The sequence below is a fragment of the Pseudomonas sp. MWU12-2029 genome (genome assembly GCF_023242425.1).
GTDB lineage: Bacteria > Pseudomonadota > Gammaproteobacteria > Pseudomonadales > Pseudomonadaceae > Aquipseudomonas > Aquipseudomonas kribbensis.
In genome coordinates, this window is sequence record NZ_JALJDY010000003.1 from 45216 (window position 1) to 59730 (window position 14515).

Annotated in this window: 9 protein-coding genes; 1 reads left to right on the forward strand and 8 read right to left on the reverse strand. The window is 63.4% G+C overall.

The window, feature by feature from the left end; all coding sequences use genetic code 11:
- Window positions 1-43 precede the first annotated feature (43 nt).
- The 5 genes from M5B44_RS07975 to pvdM all read right to left on the reverse strand — a co-directional run bounded on the left by M5B44_RS07975 (window position 44) and on the right by pvdM (window position 7977).
- On the reverse strand, window positions 44-2524 hold the full coding sequence (locus tag M5B44_RS07975) for a TonB-dependent siderophore receptor (protein ID WP_248738768.1): 2481 nt from the start codon (window positions 2522-2524) through the stop codon (window positions 44-46).
- A 113-nt stretch (window positions 2525-2637) separates the two neighbouring features.
- Complete coding sequence (locus M5B44_RS07980; RefSeq protein WP_085711964.1) at window positions 2638-4287, reverse strand: cyclic peptide export ABC transporter; 1650 nt, start codon at window positions 4285-4287, stop codon at window positions 2638-2640.
- A gap of 111 nt (window positions 4288-4398) precedes the next feature.
- On the reverse strand, window positions 4399-5286 hold the full coding sequence (locus tag M5B44_RS07985) for a formylglycine-generating enzyme family protein (RefSeq protein ID WP_248738769.1): 888 nt from the start codon (window positions 5284-5286) through the stop codon (window positions 4399-4401).
- A 37-nt stretch (window positions 5287-5323) separates the two neighbouring features.
- Complete coding sequence (locus tag M5B44_RS07990; protein ID WP_248738770.1) at window positions 5324-6610, reverse strand: aminotransferase class V-fold PLP-dependent enzyme; 1287 nt, start codon at window positions 6608-6610, stop codon at window positions 5324-5326.
- Entirely contained in the window at window positions 6607-7977 is a 1371-nt protein-coding gene (pvdM, locus tag M5B44_RS07995) for a pyoverdine-tailoring dipeptidase-like protein PvdM (protein WP_114882077.1), read from the reverse strand. Before pvdM ends, M5B44_RS07990 begins: the two co-directional genes overlap by 4 nt.
- A 217-nt stretch (window positions 7978-8194) precedes the next feature.
- Here pvdM and M5B44_RS08000 point away from each other — a divergent pair, with 217 nt between their 5' ends.
- Window positions 8195-9820, forward strand: a complete 1626-nt coding sequence (locus M5B44_RS08000; RefSeq protein ID WP_248738771.1) for a PvdJ/PvdD/PvdP-like protein — start codon at window positions 8195-8197, stop codon at window positions 9818-9820.
- Window positions 9821-9878: 58 nt separating this feature from the next.
- On the opposite strand, the gene M5B44_RS08005 is transcribed toward M5B44_RS08000, so the two are convergent.
- The 3 genes from M5B44_RS08005 to M5B44_RS08015 are packed head-to-tail and all read right to left on the reverse strand — an operon-like array spanning window position 9879 to window position 14418.
- Entirely contained in the window at window positions 9879-11273 is a 1395-nt protein-coding gene (locus M5B44_RS08005; RefSeq protein WP_248738772.1) for an efflux transporter outer membrane subunit, read from the reverse strand.
- A gap of 7 nt (window positions 11274-11280) precedes the next feature.
- Window positions 11281-13254, reverse strand: a complete 1974-nt coding sequence (locus M5B44_RS08010) for a MacB family efflux pump subunit (protein ID WP_248738773.1) — start codon at window positions 13252-13254, stop codon at window positions 11281-11283.
- Window positions 13255-14418 carry an efflux RND transporter periplasmic adaptor subunit gene (locus M5B44_RS08015; protein ID WP_248738774.1) on the reverse strand — a complete coding sequence of 388 codons (1164 nt, stop codon included), beginning with the start codon at window positions 14416-14418 and terminating at the stop codon, window positions 13255-13257.
- Between the last annotated feature and the right edge of the window lie 97 nt (window positions 14419-14515).

The window sequence follows — 14515 nt, forward strand, 5'->3', positions numbered from 1 at the left end:
AAAAAAAACCCCGCAATGCGGGGTTTTTTCATGATCGCTGCAATCAGAAGTCGGCTTTGACCGACATCACGAAGTTGCGCGGATCGCCATAGAAGTTACCGAAACCTTCGGTGCCCACAGTGGCGTAGTAGCGTTTGTCGAACAGGTTGTTGCCGTTGAGGGCGACGGACCAGGTGTCATCGATGCGGTAGCCGATGCGACCGTTCCAGACCGCGTAACCCGACTGGGTGATGTTGTCACCGCCCAGTGGCGAGGTGCGGTAGTTGCCGCTCTGGGCGTTGACGCCGGCACCGATGGTGACGCGATCCAGAGGACCGCTCAGGCTGTAGTCGCCCCAGACGCGCAGCAGGTGGCGCGGCACGTAGGAGTTGTAGACCACGCCGTCCTGGGTGGCGTCGGCATCTTCCAGCACTTTGGTCTGGGTGTAGGTGTAGCCGGCTAGCAGTTGCAGGCGATCGATCACTTCACCGCTGACTTCCGCTTCGAAGCCCTGGGCGCGGACCTTGCCGGAGTTCAGCGAGCAGGAGCTGTCTTCGCAGCGCGGGTCATCCTGGGCCGCATCTTTCTGAATGGTGCGGAACAGGTTGAAGGAACTGTTCAGGCGACCGTCGAACCACTCGCCCTTGATCCCCAGCTCGTAGCTCTGGCCGATCAGCGGTTTGAGGGTGCCGCCGTCGATGGTCTTGTAGCCGCCCTGCGGGGTGAAGATATCGGTGTAGCTGGCATACGCGGTCAGGTTGTCGTTGAGATCGAACAACAGCCCGGCAAACGGGGTGACCTGTCCGGTTTCGGTGGACTTGGTATTGACCGGGGTGCCTTCGCCGCGGAAGTACTGCACGGAGTCGGAGTCGGACTTGTACCAGCTCACACGGCTGCCCAGTACGAAGGTCAGTGGGTCGGCCAGTTTCAGGCGGGCGGTGGAGTAAACGCCGTATTGCTTGATGCTGATGTCTACCGGACCGCCCCGGGAGGCATTGGCCAGGTAGTAGCTTTCGTCAGGCTTGGGCAGGTGATGGTTCGGGTCCAGCACGTTCTGGCGCTGTGGCAGGGCCGCCACGGCGTAGAAGTCATCCTTGCGGGAGCGGCTGGCGTTGGCGCCGACGGTGATTTCGTGCTGCTGGCCGAACGCGTCGAATTTGCCGTCCACGTAGGCATCGAAGCCGTAGTCGGTCTGCTCGTAGTCGTAGATGCTCCCCAGCATCAGCGTGTTCGAGCTGGTGGCGCCGACCGGCACCGCGCCGCTCGGGAACGCGTATTCCATGTCCTGGGTGTTGCGCGAGAAGACCCCGGCCACCTTCAGGGACCAGTCGTCGTTGAACTGGTGTTTCACGTCGCCGAAGTAGGTGGCGCGTTTGCTGCGCTGGTTGTTCCACGAGGTGTTCAGGCAGGTGGAGCGCTTGAGGTGCAGGTCGGAGCCGTCGGCGTAGCGCGGCAGACCGCCCCAGCAAGGTGTGGCGTCGACGTCTTCATAGGCCATGCCCAGGCCCAGCGTGGTGTCGGGGTTGAGGTCGAAGTCCAGGGCGCCGTAGTAAATCTGGTCCTTGCGGCTGGCCACGTCATAAAAGTACTGACGGGTCTGCTGGGTGACCACGGCGCGGCCACGGATGGTGCCGGCGTCGTTGAGCGGGCCGCCGGTGTCGACCTGACCGCGGTAGTTGTCCCACGAGCCTGCCGAAAGCGACAGTTGGGTGTGCGGGGTGTCCTGGCCGCGCTTGCGCACGAAGTTGACGCCACCGGCCGTACCGCCTGCGCCTTTCATCATGCCGGCGGCACCGCGCAGCACTTCGACGCGGTCATAAATGGCCATGTCGCTGTTGAAGCTGTCGGCCTGTACGTAGCTGCTGCCGATGTCCAGCGGCACGCCGTCGTACTGGTACTGGCCGCTCATGCGGAAACCGCGGGAGTAGAAATACTTGCCGCCCATGGGCGAATCGTAAACGGTGATGCCCGGGGTCTTTTCCATCACTTGTTCGATGGTGTTGAGGTTCTGGTCGTCCAGCATCTTGCGGGTCATGACCGTGACCGACTGCGGGGTCTCCTTCAGCGAGTGCACGCCCTTGCCGATGGTCACGCCGCCGGTGGTGTAGGAGTTGCTGCCTTCGGTGGTCTCTGTCAGGCGCTGGCCGTTGATGTTGGTCGGTGCCAGTTCCATCGCGCTGCCGGTGGCGGGTGCCAGCAGGGTCACGGTGTTGCCGTCACGCTGGTGACGGATGCCGGTGCCCTTGAGCATGGCCGCGATTGCGCTGTCGTCTGCGTATCGGCCGCTGAGGGCGGTGGAACGCAGGCCTTGCAGGCTTTCCGGGCTGTAGATGATCTGCAGGCTGGTCTGCTGACCGAGCGATTGCAGGGCCTGGGCCAGTGGCTGCGCCGGGATGTTCAGGGTCCATTCCTGGGCCTGGACATACGGGGTGACGGCCAGCGTCATTGCCAGTCCCAGGCCAGTGGTGGCCAGGCGAGAGCGGGAGGCACCGTGCATGAGCAGGGCTCGGGTCAGTGGTCGAAGCATGAAGCGGGATGCGGACATGTGATTAAGACCTTGGCAGGTATAGTTGTTAATGGTTCTTATTTGTCTGATTGAGACGAGGAAGCCGCGGTAAACCGGAAATATTTTTTCCGGTCTGGCCGCGGCTTCATCGATCAAGCGGTTTGCAGTTCGCTTTTGACCTTGCCGGCCTCCATGCGCACCAGTTGATCGGCGACGTCGAAGTAACGGTCATCGTGGGAAATCACGATGATGGTCTTGCCCAGCCGTTTCAGGTCGGGCAGCAGTTCGGTGTAGAAAATCCGCCGGAATGTCGGGTCCTGGTCGGCGGCCCATTCGTCGAACACCAGCACCGGACGCTCTTCGAGCCAGGCATTGACCAGCGCCAGGCGCTTGCGTTGGCCGGTAGACAGGTCGGTGGTGCTGAAGGCGCCGTCACGCACGCTGACCTTGTGCGCGATCTCCAGCCGTTCGAGGTAGCGGGTGGCGTCCTGCGGCACTTCGCGGTCACCCTGGATCAGGTCGTCGAACAGGTAGTAGTCGGCAAAGATCGTGGTGAAGTTCTGTCGATAGTCGTCGCGGTTCAGGGCGGTGATCGGCTGGCCGTTGACCCGGATTTCACCTTCGGTGGGCGCATACAGGCCCAGCAGGAGTTTGATCAGGGTGGTCTTGCCACAACCGTTTTCACCGACGATGAACACGATGTCGCCTTGCTCGATGCGCAGGTTGACCGGCCCGAGGCGGAACGGCTCGCTGCCGGGGACGGGCGGGAAGGCGTAGCGCACGTTGTTCAGTTCCAGGTGGCTGACCACGCCGGGTTTGCTGCCGTGATCCTCCAGCAACAGGTGTGGCTCGGGCGAGGAGAACTGTTCGCTCAGTTCGGCAATCCGGCGGAACGCGATCTGTGCGCGGCTGATGATCGGCAGCGTGCCGACCAGATGTTCCAGCGGGCCTTTCATGTACAGCAACACCAGCACGAAACCGCTCATCACCGCCTGGTCACCGCTCGGCCAGAACGATTGCAGGGCCAGCGCCATGCCGATCACCACGAAGAACAGCATCGAACCGAACGACTTGGCAATCACGAAGGTGTTGATGGAGCGGATCTGGGTATCGCAGATCTTTTCTGCGGTTTTCTGGATGCCCGAGACAAACATGCGCTGGCGGCGTGGACGGTGGATGCGCAGTTCCTTGGCACCTTCGGCAATCGCGTTGTAGTGCTTTTGCAGTTCGTCCTCGGAGTCGCGCGCGGCGTAGAAACCGCGCATGCCCTTGGCCCGGGCAATCGCCTGGATGGTGGTGCCGATGGCAATCGCCACCAGCATCATCAGGAACATCGGCCAGGACAGCATGGCCAGGTAGCCGAGGCAGCCCAGGGTCACCGTCATGGAAATGGCCAGCGGTGCGAATGCAAAGGCGAAGTCGCTGATGGTGTCCACGTCATGGGTCAGCACGGGGATCAGGCGATGGCTGCGGTAGCGCTCGATCTGGTCGATCGGCGCCGACAGCACCTTCTCCCCCAGCTCCTTGCGCAGGCGGGCGATGATGTGTTGACCGACATAGTTGGTGCCGATGTCGGACAGGATCGTGGTCAGCAAGGCCAGGGCGCACAGCCCGGCGAAAATCATCACCACGGTACGGGTCAGCCCGTCGGACGAGTGCAAGGCGTTGTTGATGGTCGCCAGCAGCACGGTGACGCTCAGGCCGCCGATCATGCCGAGCACGATGGACACGCAGACAATCAGGCGGAAGGGCTTGAGCAGGGCGAACAATTCGTTGATCGCCCCACGCGTTGGCTTGGTCATGGAGGATTCCTGCTTCGGTGCGGAGGGAGTGCCGGTATGTAAGGAAAACGAATGGTCACGGGGTTTCTTTAACAACGACCGCAGACAGGCTGCGGTCGCTGACAGGCCGGATCAGAGGTCGCGCACTACGCGAAAACCGAGCCAGTCGCCCTTGCTGGTCGGCCAGCTGCTGTTGCGGTTGCCGGAGCGGGAAAACACCGGTGCCTCGCCCCAGTCGTTGCCGCGCATGACCTGGCGTTCGCAGTTCTCCTGGGTCCATGGACGGCCGTCGTCGGGCACGCCGGAGTAATCCTTGTGATAGCAGTCGGCGGTCCACTCGTAGACGTTGCCGTGGGCGTCGTACACGCCAAAGGCGTTGGCCGGGAAGGTGCCGGCCGGGGAGGTGAAGTTGTAACTGTCGGCGGCGCCGTAAGTGTTGGCATGCTTGGAGATCTGGTAATCGCTGCCTTCATCGAACGGGAAGGGGAACGGGCCGGTGCTGCCGCCACGGGCCGCGTATTCGCGGATCGATTCGCTCGGCAGGCGATAGCTGTGGCCGGTCTTTTTCGACAGCCAGTCGATGTAGCCCTGGGCTTCGGCGACGTTCATGCACACGGCCGGATCGCGTTTTGTCTGCTTGAATTCCGGCTTGCCAGCGGTGCAGCGACGGCCCGGGCGATCATCGAAGTCATAGGGCTTGGCGCCGGTCTCGCGGACATAGGCGTCCCACTCGCCGACCAGCACTTGAAAGCGGCTGATGGCGAACGGTCGGGTGAAGGTCACTTGATGGCGCGGGCCTTCGTCGGGTTCGCGGCCGACTTCGTCGTCCGGTGTGCCCATGGTGAAACTGCCGGTCGGCAGGACCACCATTTCCGGGCAGTCCTTGCAGTCCTTGAACACCTTGCCGGGGGCCGGCGGGGTGGCGGCCGAGGCAGTGCCGGGCAGAAGGGCCGCACACAGGGCGGTCAGGGCCAGGGCGGGCAACGCCTTGAAGGCGGTTGAGGCGTGAGGCTTTTTCATGGGTCGTCTCTGTGTAAAGGAAACCGGGGCGCAGGGTTCAGGCGCGCAGCGTCTTGCCCAGCAAATCGAGGAAACGGTCTACTTCGGCTTCAGTGTTGAGCAGGCCGGGCGCGGTACGGATCACCGGGCCGACGTCGCGGCTGACCGCATCGCAGACCACGCGGTTTTTCATCAGGCGGGCGGCGATGTCATCGCTGTCGCGACCCTTGACCCGGAAGAAACTGAAACCGGCCGAAAACTTCGGATCGACCGGCGTCACCAGTTCGATTCCTGGCTGTTCCTGCAAACGCTGTTTCAGGTAACTGTTGAGCTGATGGATGCGGGCCTGCACGTCGGCCTTGCCCAGTTGCAGGTGCAGCTTGAACGCTTCGTCCACCGCCCAGCGGTGTTCGAAGGCGTGATAGCCGCCCGGCGTCATGGTGTTGGCGAAGGTCGTGGCTTCGGAAAAAGTCGGCACGCTGGGGCTGACGTATTTCACTTCGTCGCTGCGACTGCAGACGATGCCGGTGCCGCGCGGGCCGAACATCCATTTGTGCGTGCCGGCGATGAAGAAGTCGCAATTCATCTGCGGGAAATCCAGGTCTTCGACGCCGAAACCGTGCACGCCGTCGACCACGTAAATGATCCGGTCCTTGTCGTCCCGATTCCGGTTGTGTTCGTCGACGAGGCGGGCGATGTCGCCGATCGGCAGTTTCACGCCGCTGCCCGAATGCACCCAGGTCATGCCGAGGACGCGGGTTTCGGGGCGGATATTGCGATTGATAGTGTCGAGCACCTGGTCCATCGACACGTCTTGCGGGTTCTCGAACAGCTTGAGTTTGCGCACCCGGGTGCCGTCGCGGGCGGTGCGGAAATCGAGGATGTTGCGGGTCGAGTAATGCTCGTGAACCGTGGTCAGGATTTCCTGGTCCGGGCGCACCTGCACGCTGCCGTAGATCATTGCCAGACCTTCGGTGGTGCTGCCGGTGAGGGCGATCTGGCTCGGCCTGGCCTGCAGGTATTTGCCGGCCCAGACCCGCACGTTCTCCTCGCGCTGTTCGGTGACGCCCAGATCCCAATCCATGGCCAGGCCCGGATTGCGGTCGATGTCCGCACGGTAGCGAGCGATGGCTTCGCGCACGGGTCTTGGGTGCGATGTCACCAGAAAGTTGGCGAAGTGGATCGCGTCCGGATCCTGTTCGAACATCCCGCGCAGGGTCGCCCATTTGTCTTGCGGCGAGGCCTGCGGATCCTCCGCCCGGGCCGGTGTAGCCAGGCTGACGCCCAGCGGCAGGGTGGCCGCCAGTACGCCGGCCTGTTTCAGGAAAGTGCGGCGGTCGGTCATGGTCGGGTCGTGTCCTGGCGCGAAAGCAGCGCGGGTCTGGCGGCTTTCTGTACCTGTTCCCAGACACGCAGGAAATTGCCGCCCCACAGCTTGGCGATGTCCGCTTCGGAGTAACCGCGCTGGATCAGTTCGGCGGTGACGTTGCGGATCTCGCCGACGTTCTCCCAACCCTTGATGCCGCCGCCGTCATTGAAGTCGGAAGCGATGCCGACGTGGTCGATGCCGATCTTGCGCACGGTGTAGTCGATGGCGTCGCCGAGATCCTTGAGGGTGGCTTTCGGCTCTTCTTCGAGAATCCCGTACAGGCCGCTGGCGTACTGGCCGAGTTTCTGCTCCGACCAGGCGGTGATGATCGGGTCGCCCGGCATCAGGGCCATGGCCAGGTTCGGCAGTGGCGGCAGATCGAAACGTGCACGCAACGCGTTGAGCTTGTCCTGGGTGCCCTGGGTCAGCGGCTTGAGATATTGCGAAAAGCCGACCACCTGCACCACGCCGCCGCTGTTCTTGATCAGCTGCAATTCCTTGTCGCTGAGGTTGCGCGGAATGTCCACGGCCGCTCTCGGCGCCGAGTGCGAAGCCACCAGCGGGGTGCGGCTCAGTTGCGCGACCTGTTCCAGGCCCTTGGTCGACATCTGCGAGACATCGATGATCACGCCCAGGTCATTGAGGCGGTGCACGGCCTGTTTGCCGATATCGGAGAGACCGTCGAGCGCATCCGGGGAATCATTGAAAAACGGCAGCGGGCGCGAAGAGTCCGCCCAGCTGTTGTTGCCGATGTAGCTGAAGCCGAACATGCGCATGCCACGACCGGCCCACAAGTCCAGTTTGCTCAGGTCGTTGCCCAGCGGGTAGGCGTTGAGCATGCTGATGAAGATCGCAAACTTGCCTTCGCCGTGCAGTCGGCGGAAATCGTCAGGGGTGTAGGCGATGCCGACCTGATTGGGAAAGTCGCGCACCAGCCCGGAAATGATCTTGTAACGCACCTCCTGCTGATTGCGCGCCTCTTCGACGAAACCGTCGGTAGGGCGGTGCGGCGCGTTCGGGCCGTTCCACATCTCCGGCCAGCCGAACACGGTCAGTGCCGCGCCGGACAACCGTCCACGATTGGCCTTGATCAGGTCGAACTGCCCGGAGCCATCCTTGTCGGCTTCATTGCCGTGAGCGCCGAAACTCAGGGGCACGGTGATGTGGCTGTCGAAGGACAGGATCCGGTCCTGCAGTTCGGTGGCCTGTTTCATCACCTTGACCGGGTAGCCGGGGTTGTCCCTGAACCAGTAATCCCAGGCCAGGAAGCCTGCGCCGGCACTGATTGCCATGGCCAGCGGCAGGCCGATGTATAGAGCCTTTTTCGAACGCGGTTTTGTCATTGCCATCTCATTCAGGTTCGCCGTCGAGTTACAGGCGCAGGGGCCTTTGCTATCTGGGAGGAACGACTGAGGCGACAAAGAATTTAGCGTGGCGGCAAAACAACGGGCGAAGACAGCCGGGCATGAAGAGGTTCTTTTCGGACAGCGATAAATTTACCGATCCAGCAAACGTTCTAGCTTGGATAAAGCCTGCTTCATGGCTGACACAGGTAGGGCAATGACGATCTCTCGACGCTGGTTCATGGCGGGCATGGCACTCACGGGCGCTGCGCTGCCTGCCGCTTTTTATGCACATCGTGAGCTGACCCGCGAGGAGGAGCCGATCACGCCGGGCGAGGCCACGGTCGATCTGGCGGACACCGCCGGGCAGCAACTGGCCGACAACCTGCGCGGGATCTGGGACATCCGCTTCACGGGGGCCAATGCCGGACTCGACGGCCTGCCCCGTGAAGGCCTGGAGTTGTTTCTCGATATTGCCCAGCGCGGGCGTGGTTTGCGCGGGTGTCTCGATACCGGCCCTCGCTTGCGTACCGACGGCTCGCCGCACTATGAAGTCATTGGCGATCTGGCCCCTGGCAATGGCGCGGAGCTTTACTGGCGCCTGATGCGTACGGACATGCCGCAAGCGCCGGCAGTCTATGAGTTCAGGGTCAAGCTGGACGAAGTCTGGGCGGCCTTCGGCAATGCCGGCAGCGGTACGTTTACCGGGCAGGTGCTGCGGCTGGACCGGCCGCTGGCTCTGCCGGAACTCGACAATCGTTTCATCGCCATCAAGCGCCGCTTCCCCGAGGCCCGCGAGCGGACCGGCCTGAACCCGACATTGCTGGCGTGGCTGGTGTCGCCCGAACATCGCCTGTTTCACCAGCTCTGGCATGCCTCGCGGGACAAGTGGCACAAGCTGTCGGAGAAAAAACGCGACGCGTTGCGCGGCATCGGCTGGCAACCCGGCCCCCGGGACAAGGAGCGCGATGCGCGTGGCCCGCGCAAGGATCGCAACGGTTCGGGCGTCGATTTTTTCTTCATGCATCGGCACATGCTGGGCGTCGCCCGTTCGATGCAGGATCTGCCGTCGTGGTCGAGATTTCCCGCGCCGCAACCGGAACTGGAACGTGACCGTCAGGGTTTTGCCCGCTATTTCGACAACCACGACGGCAACGCCTTGCCGCCGACCTGGCTGGCGGAGGGCGATGACGAATACACAAAGTGGGTCAGCGACATCAAGGCCGCCGAGACCTATCACAGCAACTTCCAGGTCTGGGAGTCGCAGTACACCGATCCGCGCTATCTCTCGAAACTGACCCTCGGCCAGTTCGGCTCGGAAGTCGAACTGGGCCTGCACGACTGGCTGCACATGCGCTGGGCGTCAGTGGCGCGCGATCCTTCCAACGATATTCCGCTGCCGATGGCCCGGGATCAGGCGGACTTCGCGGCCCGTTGGTACGCCGCCGAAAACGACTTCCTCGGCGACCCGTTTTCCTCCCATGTGAACCCGGTGTTCTGGCGTTTCCATGGCTGGATCGACGACCGCATCGAGGACTGGTATCGCGCTCACGAACGCTTCCATCCGGGTGAAGTGAGCCGTCTGCAGGTCAATGGCGTGCCATGGTTTGCGCCGGGACGATGGGTCGAGGTCGATGACCCGTGGCTCGGCCCGGACACCCATGGTTGCAGCACCGTTCCCGGCCTGCAGGTGGGGCGCTCGGTGGAGATGGACCCGGAAACCATGAAACTGGCACTGCGCATCACCTTCGGCGATGAAAACAACATGGCCGATCTGTTTCGCCGGATTCCGCAGCGGCCGTGGTACGCCAGGCATCTGAAGGTCAAAGGGCGACAGCTCTGAAGACAAAAAAATCGCAGCCACCGGGCTGCGATTTTTTTTGCCTTGAACCGGGCTGTTTTCAGATCACTTGCCAGCCCCCGCCCAGCGCCTTGTACAGCGCAATGCTGGCCTGCAGGCGTGACAGCCGCAGTTGCACGTTCAAGTCCTGGGCGGCGTACAGCGTGCGCTGGGTCTGCAGCACCGTCAGCAGATCCTCGGCACCGGCCTGATAGCGGCTCTGGGCAATGTCGAACGCGGTCTGTGCCTGGCGCAGTTCTTCGCTTTGCCACTGACGTTGTTCATCGAGGGCGCGAATGCTCGTGAGGGCTTTTTCGACGTCCGCAAAGCCATTGATGATCGCGCCGCGATAGGTTTCCAGCAGCTCTTCCTGACGCGCCGTGGCCTTGTCGCGCTCGGCGCTGAGGCGACCGTTGTTGAAGATCGGCGCCACCAGGCCCGACGACAGATTGTAGAAAGTGGTGCGCAACAAATCCGCCGCGAGGTCGGCGCCGGTGCCCAGGCTGGCGGTCAGCGTCAGCTTGGGCAGCATGGCGGCGCGGGCAACGGTGACATCCGCCTGGGCAGCGGCCAGTTTTGCTTCGGCGCTGGCGATGTCCGGGCGTCGTTGCAGCAGCTCGCTGGGTACGCCGCTGGCAATGTCCGGCCATTGCAATCGGGCGAACGACTGCTTGGGCGACGGCAATTCCTGCACGGGTTGGCCGAGCAATGCAGCCAGGGTGATCAGGGCCTCGCGCGCCTGTTGTTGAGTCAACGGCAGTTTGCGTTGTTGCTCGGCGACCAGGCTTTTTTGCTGAGCCAGCTCCAGCGCCGTGGCGCCGCCAGCGTCGTAGCGGGTCTGCACCAGATGCAGCACGTTCTGCGCATTGGCCAGGTTGAGCTCGGCAATTCGCGCCTGCTCACGCAGCGCCAAGGCCTGGGTGTAGCTGTTGGCGACGGCGCTTTGCAGGGTCAGTTCTACCGTCGAGCGATCGAACTCGCTGGCCTGCACGGCGAACACCGCGCTGTCCCGGGCGGCGCGTTTGCCGCCCCAGAAGTCGATTTCGTAACTGGCGCTCAACTCGGCATCGTAATAATCCAGCGAGCGTTTGTTCGGGTTCACATCGAGTTGGCTGTAGCCTTTGCCGTGCAGGAGTTTCTGCCGGTTGGCATTCAGGCCGGCCTTGATTTCCGGCAGCAGCGGGGCACCGGCGATGGTCGCACCGGCCTGGGCCTGCCTGACCCGGGCGACGGCGGCGGCCAGGTCATGGCTGCCCAGTCTTGCCTGGTCGATCAGTTGATCGAGTTCCGTGCTGCCGAAGTGCGTCCACCATTGTCGATCGCTCTGGCTGGCGCCCGGATGTTCCGGCGATTGCCATGCCGGCGGTGGTTGCAGGCCGCTGTCGGGGCGCGGCGCGGGGCTGCCGCAGGCTGCCAGCAAAACGCTGGCGGCGAGAAGTGTCAGGTGGGCTTTCATAGGTCGATCATTCACTGGTGAGGGCCTTGACCGGGTCGAGCCGGGCGGCCTTGCGGGCCGGCATGAAGCCGAAGATGACGCCGGTGGCCAGCGCGCAACCGAAGGCGCCGATCACAGCGATCCACTGGAACGCCATGGCCACACCGCTGAGTTGCAGCACACCGCCGACCAGCATCGCCAGGCTGATGCCGGTAATGCCGCCGACCACCGAGAGCATCACCGCTTCGGTCAGGAACTGGCGCAGAATGTCGCGCTGACGGGCGCCGGTGGCCATGCGGATACCGATTTCCCGGGTGCGTTCGCGCACGGTCATGAGCATGATGTTCATCACGCCGATACCACCCACCAACAGGGAAATGGCGGCAATCGCCCCGAGCATCAGCGACAGCGTGCCCTGGGTACGGGCCTCGGCCTGGATCATCGCGGCGTTGTTGGTCAGCTCGAAATCCTTCTTCCCGTTGTGCCGGCGCAGCATCGCTAGTTCGATGGCGTGCTCGGCTTCCTTGACCCGGCGCGCATCCCGCGCGGCAATCACCACGTATTCCGGATTGCGGCTGCCGAACAGGCGCATGCTGGCGGCGGAGTAGGGCACGGCGATCCGGTTGTCACTGTCCGAGTCGCCGGAGCTGGAGCCTTTTTCCGCGAGCACCCCGAGCACCTGGAACGGCACGTTTTCGATCAGGATGTACTGACCGACAGGGTCGGCAACGTCCTTGAGCAGTTTGTCGCGCACCTTGGTCCCGATCACCGCGACGGCAGCGGCGCTGTCTTCATCGGCCTGGGTGAAATAGCTGCCCTGGATCACCGGCCAGTTGAAGATGGTCGGGAAGTTGGTGTCGTTGCCACCTACGTAACTGGTGTGGTCGGCATTGCCGAAACGCACGCCGGCGGTGGCGCCGTTGACCGGCATGATGCGTTCAACCTGAGGCAGGGCGGCCAGTTCGGCGACGTCATCGAGGGTGATGATGCCCGGCGGTGTGCGCGGGTTGGGCGCCGCGCCGCTGAGATAGATGATGTTGGAGCCGAATGCCCCCATCTGCGCCATCACCTGGCGCTTGCTGCCTTCGCCCACCGCCAGCATGACCACCACGGACGCGACGCCGATGACGATCCCCAGCAGGGTCAGCGCGGTGCGGAAGCGGTTGACCCACATGACGCGCCAGGCCGCTTGCACGGCATCCACCAGTTCGCCTTTCCAGGCGCCGCTCTGGGTGCTGCCGGTGGTCAGACGCTCGCGCAGATCCACGGCTTGCAATGTGCCGGAACCGGCGGCGGGTGTGGCAGGCGATTGCGGGTTGGCGGTATCGCTGATGATCAGGCCGTCGCGGATTTCGATGATGCGTTTGGCGCGTTGCGCGACTTCGCGGTCGTGGGTGATGAGGATCACCACGTGGCCCTGATCCGCCAGCTCATCGAGCAGGGTCATGACTTCGGCGCCACTGTGGCTGTCCAGCGCACCAGTGGGTTCGTCGGCAAGAATGATATGGCCGCCATTCATCAGCGCCCGGGCAATTGACACCCGCTGCTGTTGTCCGCCGGAGAGCTGGTGCGGCCGGTTGGCGGTGCGGCTGCCGAGGCCCAGGCGGGTGAGCAGGGCGTGGGCCCGGGCGTGACGTTCGGTGGCGGGAGTGCCGGCATAGATCGCCGGCATCTCGACGTTTTCCTGGGCTGAACCGGACGGGATCAGGTGATAACCCTGGAACACGAATCCGAACGCTTCGCGGCGCAGCCAGGCCAGGGCGTCGGTGTCCAGCCGGGCGACATTTTCCCCGGCAAACAGGTACTCGCCACTGCTGGGACGGTCGAGGCAGCCGAGAATGTTCATCAGTGTCGATTTGCCGGAGCCGGATGCACCGACGATCGCCACGAATTCGCCGGCATGAATCGACAGATCAATGCCGCGCAGCACTTCCACCAGCGGGCTGTCGCCGCCGCCGTAGGCTTTGCGGATCTGCTGCAGGTCAATCAGGGGCGTTTGCATTCAGCCTCCGTTGCCGGTGGCCGGACTGCTCAGGACGTGATCGCCTTCGGCAAGCCCTTCGAGGATTTGCGTGCGCAAGCGGTCGCGGATGCCGATCCGGACTTCCCGGGATTGAATCTCGCCATTGGCGGCGACGACCTGCGCCGATTGCCATTCCGCACGGCTGCTGCGCTGCAGGGCAGCGGTGGGCACGGTCAGGGTGTTTTGCGCCTGCTGTGAAACGAAGAACACCTGGGCCGTCATGTCGGTCATCAGGCTGTTGTCGGTGTTTTCGACATCCAGCAATACCGTGTAAAGCACCACCCGTTCGCTACCGCTGCGACCACTGGTGGGACTGGCGCCCTGACTCTGTTCGAGCGGACGCGGCGGCACCGGCAGGATCTGCCGCACGGTGCTGCTCCAGCGCCGGGTGCCGCCACTGAGGGTCGTGAAGTAAGCCGTCATGCCCGGCTTGACGTGACCGATGTCGGCTTCGGAAACCTCGGCCCACACGGTCATCGGGGAAAGCCGTGCGATCCGCAGAATCAACGGGGTCTGTTGTTGCGCGTTAAGTGTCTGGCCTTCCCGGGCACCCACGGCCACCACTGTGCCGGACATCGGCGCGTAGATGCGTGTGTAGCCAAGCTCGGCCTCGTCACTGCGCAGACTGGCCTGGGCCTGACGGATCTGTGCCTGGAACATGTCGATCCGGGCCTGGGTGGCGCGTACTTCGGCCCGGGCGGTCTGGACGTCTTCCTCGCGGGTGGCGCCCCCGGCAGCGAGTTTCTGCTGACGCTGGTATTTCTGCTGCGCCAGCTCATGCTGGGCGCGTTGTTCCTGCAACTGCGCCTTCAGGTTCTCGATGGAGAACCGACCGGCGTCGAGCTTGGCCTTTTGCGTGGAGGGGTCGATTTCCACGAGCAACTGGCCTTCCTTGACCACATCACCGGCCTCGACGTGAATTTTCTGGATCTGCCCGGACGCCTGCGCACCGACATCCACATAGCGACGTGGTTGCAGGGTGCCCAGGGCGGTCACGCTGTTTTCGATGTCGCCACGGGTCACTTGAACGGTGGCAAGCGTTTCACGACCGGGCGGCAGTACCTGCCACGCGGCAACCGCGATGACGGGGATCAGGCAAAGGGCAACGAACAGGGCACGGCGGGCGGGGAGGGGACGTTTCATGCAGGGTTCCGGCCAGTGGAATTCGGCCCGTCGTTCAGCAGGTGAACAGGTTCGGTCGGTCGCTGAACGCTGTCGCAAGGCACGACAGACACGGGGG